The sequence below is a fragment of the Methylobacterium sp. 4-46 genome (assembly GCF_000019365.1).
GTDB lineage: Bacteria > Pseudomonadota > Alphaproteobacteria > Rhizobiales > Beijerinckiaceae > Methylobacterium.
Genome location: NC_010511.1, coordinates 6,138,035 through 6,157,674 on the forward strand (window position 1 = coordinate 6,138,035; position 19,640 = coordinate 6,157,674).

Here is a 19,640-nt window from a genome sequence, read left to right on the forward strand (position 1 = left end):
GCCACTTCCGGACCTTTGATCAGTGCCGCCGGAATGGCCGCTCGTCACTCGACAGCGTTGGGGTGGACGCCCCCTGACGGCATCGATGTGCCAGAGTGGAGGTGTTGCAACACCACTGCAGGAGGCGTCCATGGGTGAGGTTAGCACAGTCGGGATCGATCTGGCCAAATCGGTGTTCCAAGTTCACGGCTCGGATCCGAGTGGCACAGTCGTGTTTCGCAAGAAGCTTCGGCGTGCTCAGGTGCTGGCGTTCTTCTCGACCCTTCCGCGCTGCGTGGTCGCGATGGAGGCATGCGCCAGTGCTCACTACTGGGCCCGGGAGATCGCCTTGGCAGGTCACGACACGCGGCTCATCCCGCCGGCTTACGTGAAGCCGTTCGTGAAGCGGCAGAAGAACGACATGGCCGACGCGGAGGCGATCTGCGAGGCGGCACAGCGGCCAACAATGCGGTTCGTCCAGGGCAAGACCGCGCAGGCTCAGGCCTGCGCGGTCGTGTTTCGTACGCGCGACCTGCTCGTGCGTCAGCGGACCCAGTTGATCAACGCCCTGCGCGGGCACCTCACCGAGTTCGGGTACGTCGTTCGCCAGGGTGTCGGGCACGTTGGCCAGCTCGTCGCGGTCATCCGCGACCAGACATCCGACGTGCCGGCCCAGGCACGGCCGGTCCTGGCCGTCATCGCGGACACCCTGCAGGCGCTGCAGGCGCAGATCGCGCTTCTGGACCGCGAGATCGCCCAGCGTGCGAAGGACGATGCCGTGGCCAAGCGGCTGATGACGATACCGGGTGTCGGCCCGGTGATCGCGGCCGCACTGGTGGCGCTGGCACCGGCTGCCAGTACCTTCCGCCGCGGGCGTAACTTTGCGGCCTGGCTCGGCCTCGTCCCGCGGCAGCACTCCAGCGGCGGCAAGGAGCGGCTGGGGCGAACGACCAAGATGGGCGAGCGCAGCTTGCGACGGTTGCTGATCCTGGGCGCGAGCTCTGCGACCAAGGTCGCGGCGCGCGATCCCGACAAAGCTGGGGCATGGTTGGCCGGCATGCTGTTGCGCAAGCCGCGCATGCTGGTCACCGTCGCCCTGGCGAACAAGATGGCAAGGATCGTCTGGGCCTTGATGGCCCACGGCGGCTGCTACAGAGCTCCGGCCACGGCGTGACCGCCACGGCCTGAGGCGTCAGCGAGGCAGGGAAGGTCAGGCGAGAGGTATGGCGCAACGGTCAGAAGACGGGGTCGGGAAAACCAGTGAATGGCCAAGCGCCTTGAGCGCGCGACAGCGATTTGGATCCGATCCGCGATCTCCATACAGGCCAGCAGCTGTGAGGTTCGGCGACATCGTTTCAATCTCGCCGTCCGCGCTCCCGGCCGATCTGGCATTCCGATTGCTGCTTCTGCTGTGGAGCTGTGGGCAGCGCGGCACGCGCTGTCCATCAGATCCCCAGCCAACGCGAGACACGGCCATGGATCTGACGAAGGCGCGTCTGGGATGGATTGAACTCTATGCCCAGACCGGCGACGCCGGCCTCGTTTGCCGCCGCTGCGGCATCTCACGCCCGACGTTGCGCAAGTGGTGGCGGAGGTATCAGGCCGCTGGTCCAGCTGGGCTGGTGGAACACAGCCGCCGTCCGCGACGCTTGGCAGCTCAGAAGGTGTTTGCAGAGCACGAGACGCTGATCCTCAGCCTCCGACGCGACCGCAAGCTCGGGATCAAGCAGCTCCGCAATGAGCTCGTCCGTCAGCACGATCTGACGCTGTCGCTCGACACCATCCATCGCGTGCTCGTCCGTCACGGCGAGCAAGTGCTCAAGCGACCGCGGCGGCGCGTCAGAGGGAAGCTCCGCTATAGTCGACCCGTGCCGGGCGATCGGGTGCAGATGGACGCCTGCAAAATCTGCCCGGGTGTGTACCAGTACACCGCCATAGATGACTGCTCGCGCTACGCCGTGTTGGGGATCTATCCACGCCGGACCGCCGCGAACACTCTCGATTTTCTCGACCGCGTGATCGAGGAGATGCCGTTTGCCATTCAGCGGATCCAGACCGACCGCGGACGCGAATTCTTTGCCGAGGCTGTGCAGCAGCGGCTGATCGACTGGGGCATCAAGTTCCGCCCGATCCCGCCACGATCGCCCCATCTGAATGGCAAGGTCGAGCGCAGCCATCGCGCCGCTCTTGAGGAGTTCTGGACCACTGTGGATCCGAAATCCGCGGACATCGCCGACCGCGTGGCCGAGTGGCAGCATCACTGGAACTGGAGCCGCCCCCATTCGGCGCTTGATGGCGCATCTCCCATCGACCGGGTGGCTGAACGCTCGGACCAGACGCCGCTCCGAGAAGAGGTGGAAGCCCTCTTCGACCCCGCTAAAGCGCGCATCCGTCATCCGGACTACCGCATCGATCAGGCCTTGGCCGCGGTGAAATGATCTCCCCAGACCCTACAGTTCATCGGCCGCACAGCTGCGGTCGACCAGGTCCGGAGCTGGTCTGGCCTCCTGATCGCGCCGCGTCGTCATGGGTCCGCCGCGGCGATGGCACGCCCCGACGAGACCCGCCTCGCGCATCAGCCGCGCAATCCGCTTGCGGCTGTGAGCCTCGCCCTGGTCACGCAACTCCGCCTGGACCCGCGGCGAGCCGTAGGTCTGACGCGAGCCCAGGTGGATCGTGCGGATGCGCCGGAGCAGCACCTCGTCCGCCTGAGCCCGCGCCGAGAGGGGTCGGCCGACCCAGGCGTAGTCCCCGGCCTTCGAGACGCCCAGCACGCGCGCCATGACGGCAATCGGGAAGTGCGCCTGGTTCTCGCTCATGAACCGGAAGATCCAAACGGCAGACCTCCGGTCTCGCGCGCAAACCAGGCTGTCGCGCGAGAGAGGATGTCGCGCTCCAGCTTCAACTGACGGTTCTCGCGCCGCAGCCGAAGCAACTCCTCGCGCTCGTTCGCCGACAGCGCGGCCTCAGTAGCAGCAGGCTTCGCCTCTCGGCGTCCCTCCTGCTGGTCGGCCTCGGCCACCCAGGTGCGGATGGCCTGGGCCGACGGCTCGAACTCACGGGCGAGGTCGGTCGGATCGCGCCCGGCGCGGACCAACTCGACCATCTCGCGGCGGAACTCCGCCGGGTACGGGGGACGGGGTCTCGGCATGGCAAACACACCTCACGCGAAAGCGCTCTCGGTGTCCACCGATCCGGGGCAATCCCACTAACTCTTAGAGCATCTATCTGAACCGCCTTCGCTCGTGAAATTTAAACCACTTGGTGGGAGCGAAGGTGGGTTGTGTTAGGGTCTCTTAATCTTGTGCGAGCCTCGCTGGCCGCGCTTCTAGATTGATACTGGACGGCCGATCATCCGCGCAGCTTCATCGCGTCGTGCGACAGACCGCCTCCGAGACCTTCCTGCAGCCGGCATCGCCGCCGAGATCCCGAGGCGGCTGGCCAAGTCGCGTCGACACGGCCCAGCCGCGACCTCGTCAAGCTCAGTGCAGCTTTCCGGTGACCCACCCGACGATCGCGTCCGCAACCTCCAGATTGTTTGATTCCAGCATCATCATGTGTCCATTGCCTCGGATGCCGTGCTCGGCCAGCGCGAGCCGATCCGGCTTCGCGCCAGCCTGTTCGAGGAAAGCCCCGGTACAATCGTCCATTGTTGCTCGAAACGATGCCTCTCCGGTGACGATCACAGCGGGAACTTTCGCGAGGTTCGGCAGCTTGCGCGCTGGCTCGGCCTGCAACCAGCACCGGATCTGACCTGGCCGCAGCGGCTTCTCCGCCTGAGCGATCGTGAGATCCGTGGGCGAGTTGACCGCCGGATCGAAATGCAGCGGCACGCGCGTGATGCCGTACGGCCGAGCCCGAGCGTCGCCGACTTTCTCGTACCAGTCGTCACCGCCCTTGAACCGGATATCGAAGAACGTCGGACCATTCGGCTCGACCGCCACATGCGCCTTCACAAGATCCGGCCGCTGGTCCGACACGGCCCATCCAAAAACACCTGCCTGCGAGTGGGTGAGCAGAACTGACGGGCCGATCTTCTCCAAGAGAGCGATGAGCGCGGGATCGACGAGTTCCTCGCTCTTCAACGCGCTCGCGATGAAGGGCACTTGGGAGAGATAGAATTGGTCGAACGCGGCGTTGCCTTTCACGCCCGGACCTCCAGGCCACTGGGTGTGCAGCTTCGCCTGCGGAAAGAGGCCGAAGTTCTCCTGGCCGGTGAAAATGCTCTCCAGATCGCCCGTAGTGAGCCGGGCGTAGGGGCCATAGACCTCGGGATTGTCGCCGGATCGCCCGCGACCGACCTGATCGACCACGTAGACGGCAAAGCCACGCTCGACGAAGCGATCAACCCAGCCCGGCCGACCATCGGGGGTGCCCAGGAAGTTGATCCCGGTCTGCGCGGTTCCATGCACCATCACCACGGGGTAAGGCTGCGTGACCTGCACCGGAGCGTGGTACTGCACGAACATGTGGCCGACGGCGATCTCCTTCCCTTGGACCGTCTGGTAGCGGCCACCCACGAAGAAGTAACCCTCCTGCTGGGCTGGCTTGAACGCGGCGTGGGTGCCGGGATCGCGATCCGCGGCCGCGGCGGGGAACAAGCAGGCCAGCGCGAGGGCGCAAGCCGTAGAAGCCCGAAGCATGGTTTCCTCCCATCAGCGTCTCCTGCGCCTGCCGAAGGCTAGCATGGCGGTTGAGAGCGGACGCGTGCGTGTTGCGTGGAGGTGGTGAGCGGGTGGAGCAGGGTGGTCCGGAGGGTTGTTAGATGGCGGAGCTGGCGCATGCCTGCCGCTCTGGCGCAGAGCGAACGGTAGGGATGCGCGACTTCCAGAGCTTCGATCAGGGTCGCCGGATTGGCCGCTCGACACTCGACAGCGGACCTCTCGAAAGCGGCGATCGTTTCTCTGCCAGTGCGCTGGCGCCCGCGCGTCTCGAGTGCAGCTTGACGGCCCGCTGCGAGCGCCAGACAAGTAGCAACGCGCCCCAACCAGGCCTCCTGCGATTGAACCCGGGATTATCCTGTGTTGTTGACCCGTATCCGATGGTGAGGGTGTGGTGCGTGACGGACGCGTGTGAAAGTCCAGCATGGGAGGAGAAACGGCTGGCGGCTCTGCGCGCCTACCGAGTTCTCGATACACCCAGAGAAGACGACTTCGACGAGGTCGTTCAGCTAGCGGCCCAGATCTGCCGAACGCCGGTGGCCGCCATCAGCCTCGTCGAGGACCGCCGTCAATGGTTCAAGGCCGAGGTGGGCCTGGGCATCCGAGAGACGCCGATCGATGTGTCAGTCTGCGCCACGACTGTCCTCACGCCCGGGCTCACCGTCGTGCCGGACATGAGCTTAGACCCGAGGTTCGCAGCCAACCCCTTGATCGCGAGCTTTCCGTACCTGCGCTTCTACGCGGGAGCGCGGCTGGAAACGCCGGACGGCCTGCCGCTCGGCAGCCTCTGTGTGCTTGACCGCAACCCGCGAGCAGGGCTGAGCCGTGAGCAGGCATCGGCTCTGATGGTCTTCGCCCGGCAAGTGACGAGCCAGCTTGAGCTGCGCCGGGCCGTGACTGAGCGCGACGAGGCGCTGTCGATTGTGCGTCAGAGCGAGGCGCGCCAGCACCTGCTCGTCCGCGAGCTGCACCATCGCACCCGCAACAATCTCGCCGTACTCCAGGCCCTGTTCGGCGTCACCGCGCGCGCGAGCGGCAGCGTCGATGAGTTATACCGCGCCTTCTCCGACCGGATCGCCTCCCTGGCGAGAACGCAGGCGCTCCTGTCCGACGACTACTGGCAAACCGTACGCCTCGACGACCTTCTCGCGCACGAGTTCGAATGGCACCTCAGCCATGACACCGGCCGCGTGGTGCTGGACGGCCCTGAACTCGATCTTGCTGCGGACCTCGCCGTGCCGCTTGGCATGGCCCTTCACGAACTCAGGTCGAACGCTGAACGCCACGGGGCGCTCTCTTCTGCCGGCGGGAGGGTCAAGGTGCAGTGGGGCCTCGTCAGGCAAGACGGGAAGCGGCTGTTACACCTCGTGTGGTCCGAGCACGGCAGCCATCGTGCGAAGCCGCCGTTCCGGGCTGGCGTGGGCACGAAGATCCAGAAGATGCTGGAGGCCCAGTGCGGGGCGGAGGTGAACACCGAACATCGGCCCGAAGGATTTTGGATCAGCGTGACAGCCCCACTCGTGGAAGCGCGGCTGGTTCCGGAATACTGAGTACCCCACGCTCGCCATCGACGAACTCGCCCGCGGCAGCGGCTTGAGCTAAACTGTATCTGGTCGGGAGGCTCATCGCCGCTTGCGGCGTGTGGCGCGTCATTCCCGTCCACGCAGATCGAGGTCGGCCGTGAGGCGACAGGAGTGGCATGGCCCGAGAGTGGCATGGCCGGTGAACGCGGTCCGCGCGGTTGCATCCTCATCGCCGAGGACGAGGCTCTCATCGGCATTGAGCTTGCCGATCAGTTGGTGCTGCGTGGCTTCACGGTTGCCGGCCCATTCCCGACCTGTTCTCAAGCCGAAGAGTGGCTGCGGGCCAACGAGCCGGTTGCTGCGGTTCTCGACAACGCGCTCGCGGATGGGCCGTGCGAGGCGCTCGCGCGCGATCTTGAGAGCCGCGGAATCCCGTTCCTGGTCTATAGCGGCTATGACCACACGGCGACACTGCCGGTCGTGTTTCAGCGCGTCCCCTGGATCAGGAAGCCGGCACCTGTCGAAGTTGTTCTCGCCGGCCTGACCGCACTGCTCAAGGATGAGTAGGGCATAGCCCCGTCCATTTGGTGCGACTGAACATAACGGAGCCAACTATTTTCGTCCGGGTCGAGCGGAACGCCTTGGCCGACTGGGCACAGCCTCCAGATCCGGCTCCTCTTCCTCGAAATCTGTATTTCCCAACTGGGTCCGACACCATCTGCGCATGTCGAGGTCATGGATCTTCTGACAGTAAGACGGGTCCTCGTGTTCGAGCGACAAGCACAGATTGAGCAGATCCGCGCTGTCGAGAACCACGCACCGCGAAGGATTCTCTTCGGCAGCACTCAGAGTTGCAATGAGTGCTCCAGCGATGGCCAGCGTTCGCGTCATCATCGGAGCAACAGGACCAGCCAGTCGGTGTGCCAGGCGGCACGCTCGTCGTCAGCATATTATGCGCGTGCCGAGACCGCACCTTGATCAGCATCAGGACTCCTCCATCTCAGCCGACGGAGGTTAAGTGCTCACTTGGTCGAAGCTGAAATGATCGAACAGAAAAAATCAAAGAAATCCGGCTCATCGACGGCTATCCTAGCAAGTCGTCATGCAATGCCGCCGAGCATCAGCATCGCGAGTATCAGGCCTGTTGTGGATGCTGCAAACCCGATGAGGGCTTTGCCGATCGACGGCAGCGGCAATATGCTAGCTGCCGCTCGCTCATCAAGCCGCGACATCTTATGCTCCGTAGGACGTGATTTGGCCTTACAACGAGCCGGAGCCTCGGCGGTTCCCTCGATGGGAGAGCAATCAGTTGACGTATCAGGACTGCTACACTCCTCACCAGCCAGGGGTCACCGACCGTAGAAGCAGGCCAACCAGGCTCCGGGCTGGTTGATCCCGCATTGACGGCGCGCCGCGGCGCCCAAGATTGCTGAGGGGGCGGCATGGAGGTAGCCATGACGCGGTTCGATTACATCCTGAATTGGAGGCTCAAGGCCGGGTCCCACCAGTTTCCAGGACCGGACGGCGGCACCTGCATCAACGAAGCCGCCATCGTCGCGGCCGGGTTTCCGTACCAGTCGGTGTGGCGGGTCGATATGATGCCGCGGTGCTTCTCGCGGCCCATCTGCCGCCTCGCGATGCTGCTCAATGACGAAGCGGACGACGTGCAACGCCAACGGTTGCTGCCGTTCGTCACCCGCCTAGCCTGCGCGGACACACCCGAGGTGGAACGCTTGCGCCAGAACTACATCAATGCGCGCACGTACAGGGCGCCGTTGAGCTTCGAGGAAGGGCTGACGGTGCTCGAAGGGGCCCTGGCCATTGGCCGTCAGGCCATCCTTCCGAGCGGGGACGAGGTGAGCGAAAGGCTGGATCAGGCCAAACGCATTCCTGAACCGGCAACGCCAGACCGGACCATGATGGGCAAGATCAAGGAATGGCTCGGGATCGAAGCTGAAGTCGTCTGACCTTGTGTAGGGATGCCGCACCACTGGCGACAGGAACAAAGGGAGGCGTTCATGAGAACGTATTACGTCTTCCAAGCTGCAAGCTCCCCCGACTTGCGCGGGTACACCTACGATCCCACAGGCGAGAGACTGCCCGCCCAACATGGTCCGTGGACCCGCCTCCTGCAGCTAGGCCCTGATGAGGCGTGGACCCAAGACGTGAGCCGAGCGGTGGTGGCCGGCGGCATCTTAGAGAGTGGCTATTACCTGTGGGGTCCCGTCGATCAATCCGGTTCGTTGAAGCCCATTATCGAGAGTGATCGCGTCGAAGGGACGGCTGTGTTCAACCGGGATAATCATCAGATTGGCACAATCCAGCGGCTGTTGATCGAGAAGGTGAGCGGGCGCGTCCTCTATGTGGATGTGACGTTCGGGGGATTTATGGGTCTGGGCGTCCATCATCTCACGATCCCGTGGGGAATATTGACCTATGATAAAGAACTTGAGGGCTACCATACGGACATCACGGAAAATCAGGTCGAAGGCGCGCCGGCCTTCTACAGTGAAGACCGAGTCTGGCCGGGCCCCGAGCGAGAAGAGCAGCTAAGAAAGTACTGGAACAGTGTCGCTCAACGGGCCGGTTGATGGCGCAATCATTTGCTTGAGGCTAAGAACTGGCCCTCATCCCAGTCTTTCTGCCGGCACGGCCCGAGCGCAAAGACCAAGCTGCCGCCAAGGCGTTTGGCCACAGAGGTCGCCGGCATCTGCTCGGGGCATGGTCCTGCTCCCGCCCCGATCGGATCAGGTTCGTCGGTCAGGAGAGAAGGCAGCGACTCGTCGAACTCGACGAGGAATTGATAATCTTGAACATGCCTCAGGGAGATCTTGAACTGGGCCGACACGACTTGGCTCAGAGCGACAGAGCTTGGAGCACGTGGCGGCCGACGAGATCCGAGGATTGCGGGTTCTGGCCCGTGATCAGGTTGCCGTCCCGCACCGCATAGGGCTGCCAGTCCGGACCACGCTCGAACTTGCCGCCGAGCTCCTTCAGCCGGTCCTCCAGCAGAAAAGGAACAACCTTGGTCAATCCGACTGCCTCCTCTTCCGTGTTGGTGAAGGCGCTCACTCTACGGCCCTCGACGATGGGGTGCCCGTCTCGACGCTTAGCGCGCACGAGGCCCGCAGGGCCATGGCAGACCGCCGCAACGAATTTGCCGGCATCGATCATGGAGCCGATGATCCGCGCGAGCGTGTCATCGTTGGCCGCATCCCACATCGGTCCGTGTCCACCCGGTAGGAACACGGCATCGAACGCCTGCGGATCCACGCTCGTCAGAGCCGGAGAGTTCTTCGCTACCGCTCGGGCTCGCTCATCCGCGAGGAAGCGCCGGACCGACGCCGGTACCTCCTGCTGGTCGGCGGGTTTGTCACCGGGTCCCCGGCCGGCCTCGGCCGGTACGCTGCGGGGGTCGAAGGGGATCTCGCCGCCACGGATCGACACCAGCGTGATGTCGGCACCACCGTCCTGCAGGACGTAGTAGGGGGTGGCGAGCTCCTCCAGCCACACGCCGGTGCGATGGCCGCTTGAGCCGAGCTCCGCATGCGAGGTGGCGACGACCAGCACCTTGTTGCCTAGCATGGCTGATCTCCCGATCGTGCTGCCATTTCAACCCCAACCGGCCCTGCCTGTTCGCACCGCTCTCCTCGAAGATCAAGCCACGGCGAACGAGCATGGCAGCTCAGTTCGAGCGAAGTCACCGGTCCAGGAAGCTCGCCACCCGAGCGGCCACATCAACCTGGGCCGCACCGTGAGGCCACGCCCCTGGCCTGGATTGACCTTGGTCTCGTAAGACGTCCCCTGCTCCTTGAGCAGGCGTTCGATCGCGTAAGCCCGCGACACCGGTACGATTGGATCCATGACTCCGTGCAGAATCAACCTGGGCGGGAGCCGCGGCCGGTGCGCGGCGAGCTGTTTCGGCAGGGCCCGAAGCAGTCGACGATGGCCTTCGCGCGCCCATCGGCCGCGGCCGTCTCGAAGGCGAGAGCTGCACCCAGCGAGATGCCCACGATGCCGAGACGGTTCGCGTCCACACCGGGTTGCTTCACCAGCCAGTCCACAGCGTCCCGCACGGTGGCCGCCCAGAGGGAGAAGTTCTGCCGCATTCGTGCGGAGGCGACCCGCCGATCGCCCGTGCGATCGAGGTAGTAGACGAAGGCGACGTGAGAGCCGGAAGCCGCGATGGTGCGTGCGGCCAAACGAGATCCATCTGCGAAAGTCAGGCCGTCTGCGCCGTGCAGGAGCAGAACAGCGGGTGCGTTTCTGGCTATCTCCTCCCCTCTTAACGTGTCCCGATTGAGCAGCGAACCATTCTACCTCGATGTGCGTAGCGCCGCTCGTGAAGCTCAACACTCCCTCTACCCATATGATGTGCCATCGGCCACCGGAGCGGTGCCGTTCAATGGGCATCGTCAACCCATACGCATTCGGAATATTCGCCTGCGCGCCACGTCCGGACCTTCGACCGAGGCCGCCCAGGGCTCCTCGCGCGAGCAAATCCTGGAGGAGCTTCGCCTCGTTCGGCGCGTTATCGCCTCTGACGACGATGGGCTCTGATCCTCTGGTCAGTTGACAGGGGGAGTGAGCTGCTTCGGGGGCGCAGGTTGGCCCCGCGGCTCAAGCGGTGGTGAGCGAGGAGCGGCAACCATGCCTGTAGTTCATGACCTCCCGACCGACCGCACGACGCTCACGGGTCTGCTCTTCCCAGCTGGCGTTCCGATGCTCTGGTCGCCGACACTCGTGTTCTACGATGAAGCGGGACGCATCGATCGCGACCGCCAACTCGCGCATTTGGCTTTTATGACACCTCACGTGAAGGGCTATCTCGTACCTGGCTCAACCGGTGATGCGTGGGAAATGAATGATGCGGAGGCGCTCGCGGCACTGGAAGTTGTGCTTCCCTTCGCTGCTCAACATGGCCTGGATCTCCTTGTTGGTGTTCTGCGCCCAACGACGGATGCCATGCTTGCTCTGATCGACAAAGTTCTGGATTATCTTTGCCGGCGTGCCGGGACAGATTCGGTCGCCGACGCCTTGGCGGCAAGTCACGTCCGCGGGCTCACAGTCGCACCGCCGACCTCCGACCCGCCCCTCTCGCAAGACGCGATCGGCGCGGCACTCGCGCCTGTGTTTGAGCGTGGTCTGCCAATCGCTCTTTACCAGCTGCCGCAAGTGACCGGGAACACCATGACGCCGGCACTGGTCGCTGGGCTGGCGGAGCGCTTCCCGAACCTGCTGCTGTTCAAGGACAGCAGCGGCACCGATGAGGTTGCGCTGTCAGGCCGGATGCCCGCTGGGGTGACGCTCCTGCGGGGCGCCGAAGGCGACTATGCTCAATGGAGCAAAGCGCACGGCGGCGTGTACGATGGCTTCCTGCTCAGCACTGCCAACGCCTTCCCGGCCCAGCTCGCGACGGTGCTCGAGCATCTCCAGCAAGGCCGCTTCACAGAAGCTGAGCAGTGCTCGGCGTCCATATCGGCGGCGGTTGCCGACGCTTTTAGGGCCGTTATCGAAGTGCGGCAGGGCAATGCATTCACGAACGCGAATAAGGCCATTGCTCATATCATGGCCTATGGCCGCGACGCGCTCCAAGCATCGCCGCCGAGGCTCTATGCGGGGGGGCATCTTCCTCACTCGGTTTTGAGGACAGTTATGGAATCCCTTTCCCGTCATGGGCTCCTGCCCGTACGAGGTTACCTGGAGAGCTGAGCTGAGTAGATCCGCGTTGAAAGTAGGCCACCCGCTTTCATCTAGAGCAGCACCCGATCACGTTGCAATCGGGTGCTGCTCTAGGTCTTTGATCTTGCCGCATTTTCTGCGACGAACCGGCATCCACTTCGTCGGAAAATGCTCTAGAGCCAGGCGAGCCACACTCTTTTGCGCTCTACTCGTCGGCTGGCATGTAAACAATGAGACCGATTCTTCACGGCCAGGGTAGCCGCGCCCGCTGACTCGCCTGATGCGGGAGGACGGCGTGCCGGCGGAGATGAGAGAAGCGCGTCCGGACATCAAACGCCCGGAAAACCCACGCAACCGGTCATTCCCGACATCCGCCGCGAGGGGCCGCTATGGGTCATGATTTCGCCTTGGGCGCAGCGAGAGCAAGAACCGATCGCGTTGCAATCGGCTCTTGCTCTAGGCCTCTGGTTTTGCGGCATTTTCCGCGGCGAACCGGCGTCCGCTTCGCCGGAAAATGCTCTGGCTGCGCTCCGCGAGGACAGGCTGATCCTCAGCCCCCGAAGCCGGCCTGAGGTGTGAGCGGACTGAGATCAAACTCGCGACCAGCGGCCCGGTGCTGATCTCAGCTCGGCAGCACCCGCCATGCTCGACCGAGAGCCATGATCGGCCACCAGCGGCGGCGCTCCCGACCCGGACTGACAGTCGAGGCCGGAACCTCAGCCTGGATCAGGCGCGCACGGCGGGCCTGGATCAGGGCGTCGATGCGCGTCATCGCCTCCACGATCTCCGCAATCGTCAGCGCCGCGCCTTCGCGCACCTCGCCACGCTCGCACCGCGACAGGCGTTGCCGCGCCATGTCCAGAAGTCGGCGGCTCTCTTCGGCATAGCCGTCGATCGCGGCACGCTCCGAGGAGCGGTTCGTCAGCGCATTCATGGCGAGAACAGCGAGGAGCGTTAGCTGCGAAGGTGCCTGAAGGCCGCCTCGATACGACGGAGTGTCGTGCCCGCACGCGCGTGCCAGCCGACGGACCGGCGGCGAGGTGCCCTCAGACCGCCGGACCGAATGGATCCGGACCTTAGTCGATTACGATCTCAGAGCCTTGACGGCCTGGGTGGTGAGGCCCTTGCCGCCTATGCCCCAGGCTCCACTCCGGAACTCCTGGACCCGCACCCAGGTCACGCCACGCATGGCCTCGCCTTCGATCTCGACCATGGCGTCGGTGACCTTCTCGATCATCCCCGCCTTCTGCTCTTCCGTGAACACGCCTTCGATGAGCTGAATGTCGACGAGCGGCATGATCCTTCTCCTCTGCCTCCGTCCTGCACCGTCGCAGGGCGTGCTGGCCGCATGTTCTAATCCAGGTGCCCGTAGCGACGCTGGGAGGAGACCTGGAGGGATTGGGGAGAGATCGTGGAGATGTGGTAGAACCGGCATGCTGCATCCGCTCGTCCACGAAGGACCGGCAATGCCCTACCTGTTCGACGAGTTCGAACTCGATGCGGACCGGGTCGAGCTGCGCCGTCACGGGCTGATTGTGCCTGTCGAGCGGCAGGTCTTCGGGCTGCTCCTGCTCCTGGTGGAGAACCGGGACCGTATGGTGCCCAAGGAGGAGATCATCGCGAAGGTGTGGGGCGGCCGGATCGTGTCGGATTCCGCCCTCTCAAGCCGGGTCAAGTCGGCGCGACGCGCACTGGGCGACGACGGCAAGGAACAGCGGCTCATTCGCACCCTGCACGGCCAGGGCTTTCGCTTCGTCGCGGACGTGACGACAGAGGGACACCGATCGCTGCCGCCGGCGCGCGCCCTGGACCCCGCCGAGACGCGACCAGGGCCGGCAGGGCATTCGAGGCCATCCATCGCCATTCTTCCATTCCAGCTCGTTGCCGCCTCGGATCTTCATCCGGCCCTCGGCGAGGCTCTCGCTCATGACCTCATCGTCGCTCTCTCCCGGTTGCGATGGCTGTTCGTCATTGCGCGCGGCTCCTCGTTCCGGTTCCGGTCGGAACATCCGGACGCCTGCCGCATCGGACACTTGCTCAACGCCAGCTACTGCCTCAGCGGCGTCGTCGAGACCGCGGCGAGCCGCGTCCTGATCACGGCCGAACTCACCGATACGCGGACCGGAGAGGTGCTCTGGGCAGACCGCACTGCCGGTCCGATCGACGGCATTCACGAGATGCGGGCTCGGATCGCGGCGAACATCATCTCGGCCCTCGAACTCCAGATTCCGCTCCACGAAGCGGCTCTCGCGAGCCTTGCGGCACCGAGTTGCCTGAATGCCTGGTCCGCTTATCACCTGGGCCTGCGGCATCTCCACCGATTTACCCGTGAGGACAATGCCGCCGCGGCGGCCCTGTTTGAGCGCGCTCTCGCCCTCGACCCCGGTTTCGCTCGAGCCAATGCCGGGCTGTCCTCGACACATTTCCAGAGCGCGTTTCTTCGCTATTCCGGCGACCCGGCCGGCGATACCAGGGCTGCGCGAGCCTTCGCGGAGCGCAGCGTGGACCTTGATCCGCTCGATCCGTTCGCCAACTTCACGATGGGCCGGTCCTTCTGGCTGACGGGGGACGTCGACCGGAGCTTTCCCTGGCTGGATCGGTCGACGGTGCTCAGTCCCAGTTTCGCTCAGGGTTTCTATGCGCGAGCCTGGGCCGATGCGATCTCCGAACGGGATCTGAATGGCATGGAGAACGTCGAGATCGCGATGTCTCTCAGCCCGCTTGATCCCTTCTTCTATGCTATGCTGGCGACCCGGGCGCTGACGTGCCTGATCCAGGGCGATGTCAGGCAAGCTGCCGTCTGGGCCGATCGAGCGGCGCAGTCACCCGGCGCGCACGTGATGATCTCGCTCATCGCCGTCATTGCCCATACGTTGAACCAGGATCGTGATCGTGCGGCGGTCTGGAGCGCTGACGTACGGCGGCGCCGCGGCGACATCTCTCAGGCGCATTTCTTCACTTCGTTTCCATTCCGACACGGACCGCTCCGTCTTCGCATGGCGAAGGCTCTGGACGATAACGATATCCGTTGAATGTTCCCGATCATTGATGCGCGACGGGTCATATCTCATTCGATGTGTGTCGGTGACGATCTGCTCGTACTCAGCGGGTCAAGCGTCGCCGAGCAGCTTATTCCGCTGCGCAAGGCTCGGGCACGACCGGTTCAGATCTGGTCCGGAATTTCCAGGTCGAGCAGCGCCGAGCTGAGACCCTTGCCGTGTGCGTCCAGTGCCAGCGAACGGGTCACGCCGCCGCCGAGTGCCCCCTTCAACACGAAATTCAGCGCCCCAATCTTCGGAAGCGCGTAGCGGACGACCTCGCCCGTAACGATCTCGCGAAAATGCTCCTTCACGCGCTCGGGCGTGACGTGCTCTTCGAGGCGGGCGTAGTCCGCCGGGTCGTAGGCGATGACCGAGATGTTCGAGGTGTTGCCCTTGTCTCCCGTGCGGGAGTGGGCGAGCGCACGCAGTTTCATCGTCTGACCTCTCGGCTTTTCAGGCTTCAACGAACTGGACGGCCGGGCGGGCGAGCTCGGCCGGCACGAGCACCGACTGTACCGCCACGACCTCGCGGGCTGCCTTCCAGGCGCCGCCGCCGCCGGCAGGACCATTGGTGTAGAGCGTCTCGACCTCGTTGCCGATCCGCACCGCCTCGGCCATGCTCTCGGTCCGCCCTATGACGCGCAGGCGGACCTCGTAAGGCTCGCGCCCGCCCGAGAGCGCGTCTCCGTGCAGGGCATCGACGCCGATCAAGTCGCAGCGCAACTCGGTCGTCTGGACACCGGTGAGCGCGAGCCGTTCGCGCACCACTTCGCGGGCGAGCCGACCGCGGGCCAGCGCGCCGGGCCCAGCGTAGGAGATCTGCCCCTCGCCGACGTAGGAGTCCACGTAGCCGACGGAGACCTTGAGCAAGCCGGTAGCGGGCGCGCCTGTCGCGCCGGTCACCCGCACCCTGTCGGGACCTACCTGCTCCATCTCGACCCCGGTGAAGTCGCCGACCACGTCTGGCTGGAGATAGCGGGCCGGATCATGCACCTCGTAGAGCATCTGCTCCTTGCAGGTAGCGAGGGTAATCTGCCCGCCCGAGCCCGCGACCTTGGTGATCTCCACCGTCCCGTCCTCGCCGACGATGCCGATCGGAAATCCGAGGCGTGCTAGGCCAGGCACGTCCTTCTGACCGGGATCAGCGAAGTAGCCGCCGGTGATCTGTCCGGCGCATTCGAGGAGATGGCCGACCAGGGTGCCGCGCCCTAAGCGTTCCCAGTCGTCCATCGCCCAGCCGAACTCGTGCACGAGCGGTGCGAGGAACAGGGCTGGATCGCCAACGCGGCCGGTGATCACCACGTCGGCGCCGTCCGCCAGCCCGTTGATGATGGGGACCGCGCCGAGGTAGGCGTTGGCCGAGATGACGCGGTTGCCGAGGTTTGCCACTCGCTCGCCGCTTTCCTCGAGCGTGAAATTGCCGGCGCGCACCGCATCGAGCAGATCGTCGCCCGTGACCGCGGCGACCTTCAGCCCGTTCAGGCCGAGCTCTCGGGCGATGGCCTGGGTTTTCTTCGCGGCGGCGACGGGGTTTGCCGCGCCCATGTTGGTGACGATGCGGATCCGGCGCTCCCGGCACGGCGCCAGCACTGCCCGCATGCGGGCCTCTAGCAGCGGATCGTAGCCGCCGTCCGGGTTCCGCATCTTCGCCTGCTGCGCCAGCGCAATGGTGCGCTCGGCCAAGCACTCGAACACCAGGTAGTCGATGTTGCCCTTCTCGGCGAGTTCGAGCGCGGGCTCGATGCGGTCGCCGGCGTAGCCGGCGCCGGAGCCTAGGTGGATGGTTTTCATTGTTCGGTCTCCGCTTTCAGAGAGGGAACACGCCGAGCAGGACGCAGGCGAAGGTCATCACCACCGAGGCGGCGAGCAGGAACGGGAAGGTGAACTTCTGGTGGTCGGCCAGATCGATGCCGGTGAGGCCGCAGACGAGGAAGGTCGCGGGGGTGAGCGGGCTGACAGGGAAGCCGGTCGTCATCTGACCGAGTAGCGCGCCCTGAGCGACCTGCACCGGCGGTACGCCGAGTTGGTGGGCGACCTCGGCCACGACGGGCAGAACGCCGAAATAGAACGAGTCGGGGTCGAACAGCATCGAGAGCGGCATCGAGATGAGGCCGAGGGCAAAGGGAATGTGTCTACCCATCTCCGGCGGCACGAAGGTCACGGCCGTCTGGGCCATCGCCTTGAGCATGCCAGTGCCCTGCATGACGCCGGTGAACACACCGGCCGCCAGGAGGATCGAGGCCATCAGGATCGCAGCCTTCGCGTGGGCGTCGATCCGCTGCCGCTGAGCATCGACGTTCGGGTAGTTGATCACGAGCGCCAGGGCCGTGCCGAGCATGAACATCAGCGCCGGGGGCACCTTCTCGGCCATGAACACCATCGTTCCGAGGACGATCGCGGTCAGGACGATGTTTGCCCAGAACCGGCCCGGACGGCGCAGCGCCCGCTCGGCATCGCTCAGGGTCCGCGCAGGCCCGCCGACCGCGTCGGGCGCGGCGGTCGCCGCGGCGCCAAGTGTGGAGGGAACCGGTTGGTCAAGTGCCAAGGCGCCACCCGCAAGACCTAGGCGGCGCTCCTCGCGCAGGCCGAGCCAATACGAGACCGCGAAGATGAACACGAGACCGACCGCCTGCACGGCGACGAGCGGTGTGAAGATCTCCGGGATCGGTAGTTTCAGGGCCGCGGAGGCGCGGATCATCGGCCCGGTCCAGGGCAGGAAGTTCACGCCCGCCGCCAGCGAGGCCGCGCAGGCGAGGATGCGCCGGTCGATGCCGACGCGGTCGTAGAGCGGCAGCATCGCCGGGATGGTGATCAGGAAGGTCACCGCCCCCGAGCCGTCGAGGTGGATGAGCAGCGCGAGCAGCGTCGTGCCGGGCACGATCCGGGTCGGGCGCGTGCCGACGGTGGCGAGGATGCGGTCGATGATCGGGTCGAGCATCCCGGCGTCGCTGACGATCCCGAAGAACAGGATCGCGAACACGAACATGCCGACCACGCCCGCGAGATTCTGGATGCCGGAGAGCACGAACTTGCCGGTGTCGAGCCCGAAGCCACCGATCAGGGCGGCCGCGACTGGGATGACGATTAGCGCGACGAGGGGCGACATCCGTTTGGTGAGAATGACGGCGAGTAGCAGCGCGATCGTGCACAGGCCAAGCAGGGCCAGCATCCGTTCCTCCCATAGGATTTGCGGCACGCTTTGACTCGGCGCCGCTACTTTTGTGAGGAAGCCGCCAAACACTACATAACGCAATTGAAAAGATTGGATCGCTGCGATAAACTCAAACTATGGATCTGAATCTACGGCAGCTCCGAGCCTTCGTATCCGTCGTCCAGACGGGCAGTTTCACCCGCGCGGCCACCCTCCTGAACCTATCGCAGCCCGCCCTCACGGTTCAGATCCGCCGTCTGGAAGAGGCGCTCGATGCACGGCTGCTTGACCGTACCAGCCGCACCGTGGCGCCGACACGGCTCGGCCGCGAGTTGCTGCCGGTGTTCCAGCGGGTGCTGCGCGAACTCGACAGCGTGGTGATCGACACCCGCGACCTCGCAGCCCAACGCTACGGGGTCGTGCGTGTTGCGACGCTGCCCTCCTTCGCTGCGAGTTCGTTGGCCGAAGCGATTGCGCTGTTCCGGGCCGACCATCCCCGCGTGACGTTTCAGATCAAGGACGTGATCGCGCAGCGGGTGTTAGACCTCGTGCGAAGCGAGGAGGTTGATCTGGGCATCATCGGCGGCGAGATCCGCGATCCAGAGGTCAGTACGCTTTATCGGACGAGCGATGTCCTGCATGTCGTCTATCCGCATGACCACCCGATCGGCACGATACCGAATGTCACGACTGAAGTACTCGCCGAGTATCCCTTGGTGTTGATGGACCCCGCTACCAGTGTGCGGGCAGTGGTCGATAGGGCCTTCATCGAGGCGGGCCGGCTTCCCGTGGTGGCCTGTGAGGCGACCTACATGATGACGGCGGTAGGCATGGTTCGGGCCGGCCTCGGCCTAACAATCCTACCAGGCTCCGCCCGTGAGATCCGGGCCGAGGCCACGCTCCGCTCAAGGCCGATCGCCGATCCACGGTTCGAACGCGCGGTCTGTCTGATCAAGAAAGCTGGCCGTACCCTGCCCGCGGCTGTCGAGACATTCTGTAAAACCGTCGCGCTTATATTTTGACTCGTAGAGGGTTTTCACGGATCAGCAGACGTGATTCGCTGCTTGCCTGAAGCGGGGAGGAGCCTGTGACGGGTGCCGTCGAGATCCGGACCGACATCGCCACAGCCGCCGAACTGCGACGGCAGGCCAAGCGGGAGCCGCGTCGGCGTACCGCTCTGCGCCTCCTAGCCGTGGCCAACGCGCTCGATGGCATGAGCCGGGCCGAGGCAGCACGGGCGGCCGGGATCGAGCGACAGGCGCTCTGCGATGCCGTCAGCGCTTCAACGCCGAGGGGCTCGCCGGCTTGGTCGACCGCCCGCCCGGCCGCCGGCCGGAGCGCCTGAGCGAGGGCGAGCAAGCGGTGCTGGTCCACCATATCCTGCGGGGCCCCGATCCCGACCGCGGCGAGCCCGCCAGTTGGACCCTGCCGGACCTGTGCCGCTTCATCGAAGCCCGCTTCGGCAAGACCATGCTGCCCCAGTCGATGTCGCGCCTGGTGCGCCGGCTGGGCTTGTCGAAGCAGAAGACGCGCCCCGTTCATCCGCAGCGCGACGCCAGAGCTGCCGCCGCCTTCGCAAAAAGGGGCTCCGCGCGGCTCTGAC

The 19,640-nt window shown here is 64.9% G+C and carries 22 protein-coding genes; 10 read left to right on the plus strand and 12 right to left on the minus strand.

What is annotated here, in order from left to right; translation table 11 throughout:
- The first annotated feature begins 130 nt into the window (after positions 1 to 130).
- Both M446_RS27005 and M446_RS27010 read left to right on the plus strand, forming a co-directional pair.
- Positions 131 to 1,153: an IS110-like element ISMtsp17 family transposase gene (locus M446_RS27005; protein WP_012335275.1), complete on the plus strand. Its 1,023-nt coding sequence runs from the start codon at positions 131 to 133 to the stop codon at positions 1,151 to 1,153.
- A 301-nt stretch (positions 1,154 to 1,454) separates the two neighbouring features.
- A complete protein-coding gene (locus M446_RS27010) occupies positions 1,455 to 2,417 on the plus strand; it encodes an IS481-like element ISMtsp15 family transposase (RefSeq protein ID WP_012333161.1) in 963 nt (320 codons plus the stop codon).
- Between the two features lie 12 nt (positions 2,418 to 2,429).
- Here M446_RS27010 and M446_RS27015 read toward each other — a convergent pair whose 3' ends face one another.
- From M446_RS27015 to M446_RS27025, 3 genes are all read right to left on the minus strand, one after another.
- On the minus strand, positions 2,430 to 2,798 hold the full coding sequence (locus tag M446_RS27015) for an IS3 family transposase (RefSeq protein WP_012335276.1): 369 nt from the start codon (positions 2,796 to 2,798) through the stop codon (positions 2,430 to 2,432).
- Positions 2,795 to 3,085 carry a hypothetical protein gene (locus tag M446_RS27020; protein ID WP_157182184.1) on the minus strand — a complete coding sequence of 97 codons (291 nt, stop codon included), beginning with the start codon at positions 3,083 to 3,085 and terminating at the stop codon, positions 2,795 to 2,797. The genes M446_RS27015 and M446_RS27020 overlap by 4 nt, the downstream gene beginning before the upstream one ends.
- Before the next feature lie 376 nt (positions 3,086 to 3,461).
- A complete protein-coding gene (locus M446_RS27025) occupies positions 3,462 to 4,622 on the minus strand; it encodes an alpha/beta hydrolase (protein WP_012335277.1) in 1,161 nt (386 codons plus the stop codon).
- Positions 4,623 to 4,744: 122 nt separating this feature from the next.
- Here M446_RS27025 and M446_RS27030 point away from each other — a divergent pair, with 122 nt between their 5' ends.
- Entirely contained in the window at positions 4,745 to 6,190 is a 1,446-nt protein-coding gene (locus tag M446_RS27030; protein ID WP_265576438.1) for a sensor histidine kinase, read from the plus strand.
- 165 nt (positions 6,191 to 6,355) lie between these two features.
- Entirely contained in the window at positions 6,356 to 6,730 is a 375-nt protein-coding gene (locus M446_RS27035) for a histidine kinase (RefSeq protein ID WP_012335279.1), read from the plus strand.
- A gap of 533 nt (positions 6,731 to 7,263) precedes the next feature.
- On the opposite strand, the gene M446_RS39210 is transcribed toward M446_RS27035, so the two are convergent.
- Complete coding sequence (locus M446_RS39210) at positions 7,264 to 7,395, minus strand: hypothetical protein (RefSeq protein ID WP_265576439.1); 132 nt, start codon at positions 7,393 to 7,395, stop codon at positions 7,264 to 7,266.
- A 210-nt stretch (positions 7,396 to 7,605) separates the two neighbouring features.
- On the opposite strand from M446_RS39210, the gene M446_RS27040 reads away from it, so the two are divergent.
- Positions 7,606 to 8,130, plus strand: coding sequence for a hypothetical protein (locus tag M446_RS27040; RefSeq protein ID WP_012335280.1), 525 nt, complete (start codon positions 7,606 to 7,608; stop codon positions 8,128 to 8,130).
- A 51-nt stretch (positions 8,131 to 8,181) separates the two neighbouring features.
- A complete protein-coding gene (locus tag M446_RS27045) occupies positions 8,182 to 8,754 on the plus strand; it encodes a PRC-barrel domain-containing protein (protein ID WP_012335281.1) in 573 nt (190 codons plus the stop codon).
- Positions 8,755 to 8,762: 8 nt separating this feature from the next.
- Here M446_RS27045 and M446_RS37595 read toward each other — a convergent pair whose 3' ends face one another.
- The 3 genes from M446_RS37595 to M446_RS39215 form a co-directional block, all read right to left on the minus strand.
- A complete protein-coding gene (locus tag M446_RS37595; RefSeq protein ID WP_150108740.1) occupies positions 8,763 to 9,011 on the minus strand; it encodes a hypothetical protein in 249 nt (82 codons plus the stop codon).
- 8 nt (positions 9,012 to 9,019) lie between these two features.
- The gene (locus tag M446_RS27050) at positions 9,020 to 9,748 is read right to left on the minus strand and encodes a type 1 glutamine amidotransferase domain-containing protein (protein ID WP_012335282.1); all 729 of its coding nucleotides are present in this window, start codon (positions 9,746 to 9,748) and stop codon (positions 9,020 to 9,022) included.
- 293 nt (positions 9,749 to 10,041) lie between these two features.
- A complete protein-coding gene (locus M446_RS39215; protein ID WP_322597463.1) occupies positions 10,042 to 10,470 on the minus strand; it encodes a dienelactone hydrolase family protein in 429 nt (142 codons plus the stop codon).
- 343 nt (positions 10,471 to 10,813) lie between these two features.
- Between M446_RS39215 and M446_RS27060 the strand changes: the two genes are divergently transcribed.
- Positions 10,814 to 11,875: a dihydrodipicolinate synthase family protein gene (locus M446_RS27060; protein WP_012335283.1), complete on the plus strand. Its 1,062-nt coding sequence runs from the start codon at positions 10,814 to 10,816 to the stop codon at positions 11,873 to 11,875.
- A gap of 592 nt (positions 11,876 to 12,467) precedes the next feature.
- Here the strand turns inward: M446_RS27060 and M446_RS27065 are convergent.
- Positions 12,468 to 12,779, minus strand: coding sequence for a hypothetical protein (locus M446_RS27065; protein WP_012335284.1), 312 nt, complete (start codon positions 12,777 to 12,779; stop codon positions 12,468 to 12,470).
- A 150-nt stretch (positions 12,780 to 12,929) separates the two neighbouring features.
- Positions 12,930 to 13,142 (minus strand): tautomerase family protein, encoded by a 213-nt coding sequence (locus M446_RS27070; protein WP_012335285.1) that lies wholly within the window; start codon positions 13,140 to 13,142, stop codon positions 12,930 to 12,932.
- 136 nt (positions 13,143 to 13,278) lie between these two features.
- On the opposite strand from M446_RS27070, the gene M446_RS27075 reads away from it, so the two are divergent.
- On the plus strand, positions 13,279 to 14,877 hold the full coding sequence (locus M446_RS27075) for a winged helix-turn-helix domain-containing tetratricopeptide repeat protein (RefSeq protein WP_265576440.1): 1,599 nt from the start codon (positions 13,279 to 13,281) through the stop codon (positions 14,875 to 14,877).
- Positions 14,878 to 15,008: 131 nt separating this feature from the next.
- On the opposite strand, the gene M446_RS27080 is transcribed toward M446_RS27075, so the two are convergent.
- The 3 genes from M446_RS27080 to M446_RS27090 are packed head-to-tail and all read right to left on the minus strand — an operon-like array spanning position 15,009 to position 18,055.
- Positions 15,009 to 15,320 (minus strand): hypothetical protein, encoded by a 312-nt coding sequence (locus tag M446_RS27080; protein ID WP_012335287.1) that lies wholly within the window; start codon positions 15,318 to 15,320, stop codon positions 15,009 to 15,011.
- A gap of 19 nt (positions 15,321 to 15,339) precedes the next feature.
- A complete protein-coding gene (locus M446_RS27085; RefSeq protein ID WP_012335288.1) occupies positions 15,340 to 16,677 on the minus strand; it encodes an acyclic terpene utilization AtuA family protein in 1,338 nt (445 codons plus the stop codon).
- Between the two features lie 16 nt (positions 16,678 to 16,693).
- On the minus strand, positions 16,694 to 18,055 hold the full coding sequence (locus tag M446_RS27090) for a CitMHS family transporter (RefSeq protein WP_012335289.1): 1,362 nt from the start codon (positions 18,053 to 18,055) through the stop codon (positions 16,694 to 16,696).
- 119 nt (positions 18,056 to 18,174) lie between these two features.
- Here M446_RS27090 and M446_RS27095 point away from each other — a divergent pair, with 119 nt between their 5' ends.
- A complete protein-coding gene (locus M446_RS27095) occupies positions 18,175 to 19,059 on the plus strand; it encodes a LysR family transcriptional regulator (protein WP_012335290.1) in 885 nt (294 codons plus the stop codon).
- A 241-nt stretch (positions 19,060 to 19,300) separates the two neighbouring features.
- On the plus strand, positions 19,301 to 19,639 hold the full coding sequence (locus tag M446_RS27100) for a winged helix-turn-helix domain-containing protein (RefSeq protein WP_083784745.1): 339 nt from the start codon (positions 19,301 to 19,303) through the stop codon (positions 19,637 to 19,639).
- Position 19,640: the final 1 nt, after the last annotated feature.

Coding starts and splice junctions, on each gene's coding strand:
- M446_RS27060 (WP_012335283.1), top strand. CDS start 10,814: ATGCCTGTAGTTCATGACCTCCCGACCGACCGCACGACGCTCACGGGT.
- M446_RS27075 (WP_265576440.1), top strand. CDS start 13,279: ATGCTGCATCCGCTCGTCCACGAAGGACCGGCAATGCCCTACCTGTTC.
- M446_RS27020 (WP_157182184.1), bottom strand. CDS start 3,085: ATGGTCGAGTTGGTCCGCGCCGGGCGCGATCCGACCGACCTCGCCCGT.
- M446_RS27010 (WP_012333161.1), top strand. CDS start 1,455: ATGGATCTGACGAAGGCGCGTCTGGGATGGATTGAACTCTATGCCCAG.
- M446_RS27030 (WP_265576438.1), top strand. CDS start 4,745: ATGGCGGAGCTGGCGCATGCCTGCCGCTCTGGCGCAGAGCGAACGGTA.
- M446_RS39210 (WP_265576439.1), bottom strand. CDS start 7,395: ATGTCGCGGCTTGATGAGCGAGCGGCAGCTAGCATATTGCCGCTGCCG.
- M446_RS27065 (WP_012335284.1), bottom strand. CDS start 12,779: ATGAATGCGCTGACGAACCGCTCCTCGGAGCGTGCCGCGATCGACGGC.
- M446_RS27005 (WP_012335275.1), top strand. CDS start 131: ATGGGTGAGGTTAGCACAGTCGGGATCGATCTGGCCAAATCGGTGTTC.
- M446_RS27040 (WP_012335280.1), top strand. CDS start 7,606: ATGGAGGTAGCCATGACGCGGTTCGATTACATCCTGAATTGGAGGCTC.
- M446_RS27050 (WP_012335282.1), bottom strand. CDS start 9,748: ATGCTAGGCAACAAGGTGCTGGTCGTCGCCACCTCGCATGCGGAGCTC.
- M446_RS27025 (WP_012335277.1), bottom strand. CDS start 4,622: ATGCTTCGGGCTTCTACGGCTTGCGCCCTCGCGCTGGCCTGCTTGTTC.
- M446_RS27035 (WP_012335279.1), top strand. CDS start 6,356: ATGGCCGGTGAACGCGGTCCGCGCGGTTGCATCCTCATCGCCGAGGAC.
- M446_RS27095 (WP_012335290.1), top strand. CDS start 18,175: ATGGATCTGAATCTACGGCAGCTCCGAGCCTTCGTATCCGTCGTCCAG.
- M446_RS27080 (WP_012335287.1), bottom strand. CDS start 15,320: ATGAAACTGCGTGCGCTCGCCCACTCCCGCACGGGAGACAAGGGCAAC.
- M446_RS27045 (WP_012335281.1), top strand. CDS start 8,182: ATGAGAACGTATTACGTCTTCCAAGCTGCAAGCTCCCCCGACTTGCGC.
- M446_RS27015 (WP_012335276.1), bottom strand. CDS start 2,798: ATGAGCGAGAACCAGGCGCACTTCCCGATTGCCGTCATGGCGCGCGTG.
- M446_RS27085 (WP_012335288.1), bottom strand. CDS start 16,677: ATGAAAACCATCCACCTAGGCTCCGGCGCCGGCTACGCCGGCGACCGC.
- M446_RS27090 (WP_012335289.1), bottom strand. CDS start 18,055: ATGCTGGCCCTGCTTGGCCTGTGCACGATCGCGCTGCTACTCGCCGTC.
- M446_RS27070 (WP_012335285.1), bottom strand. CDS start 13,142: ATGCCGCTCGTCGACATTCAGCTCATCGAAGGCGTGTTCACGGAAGAG.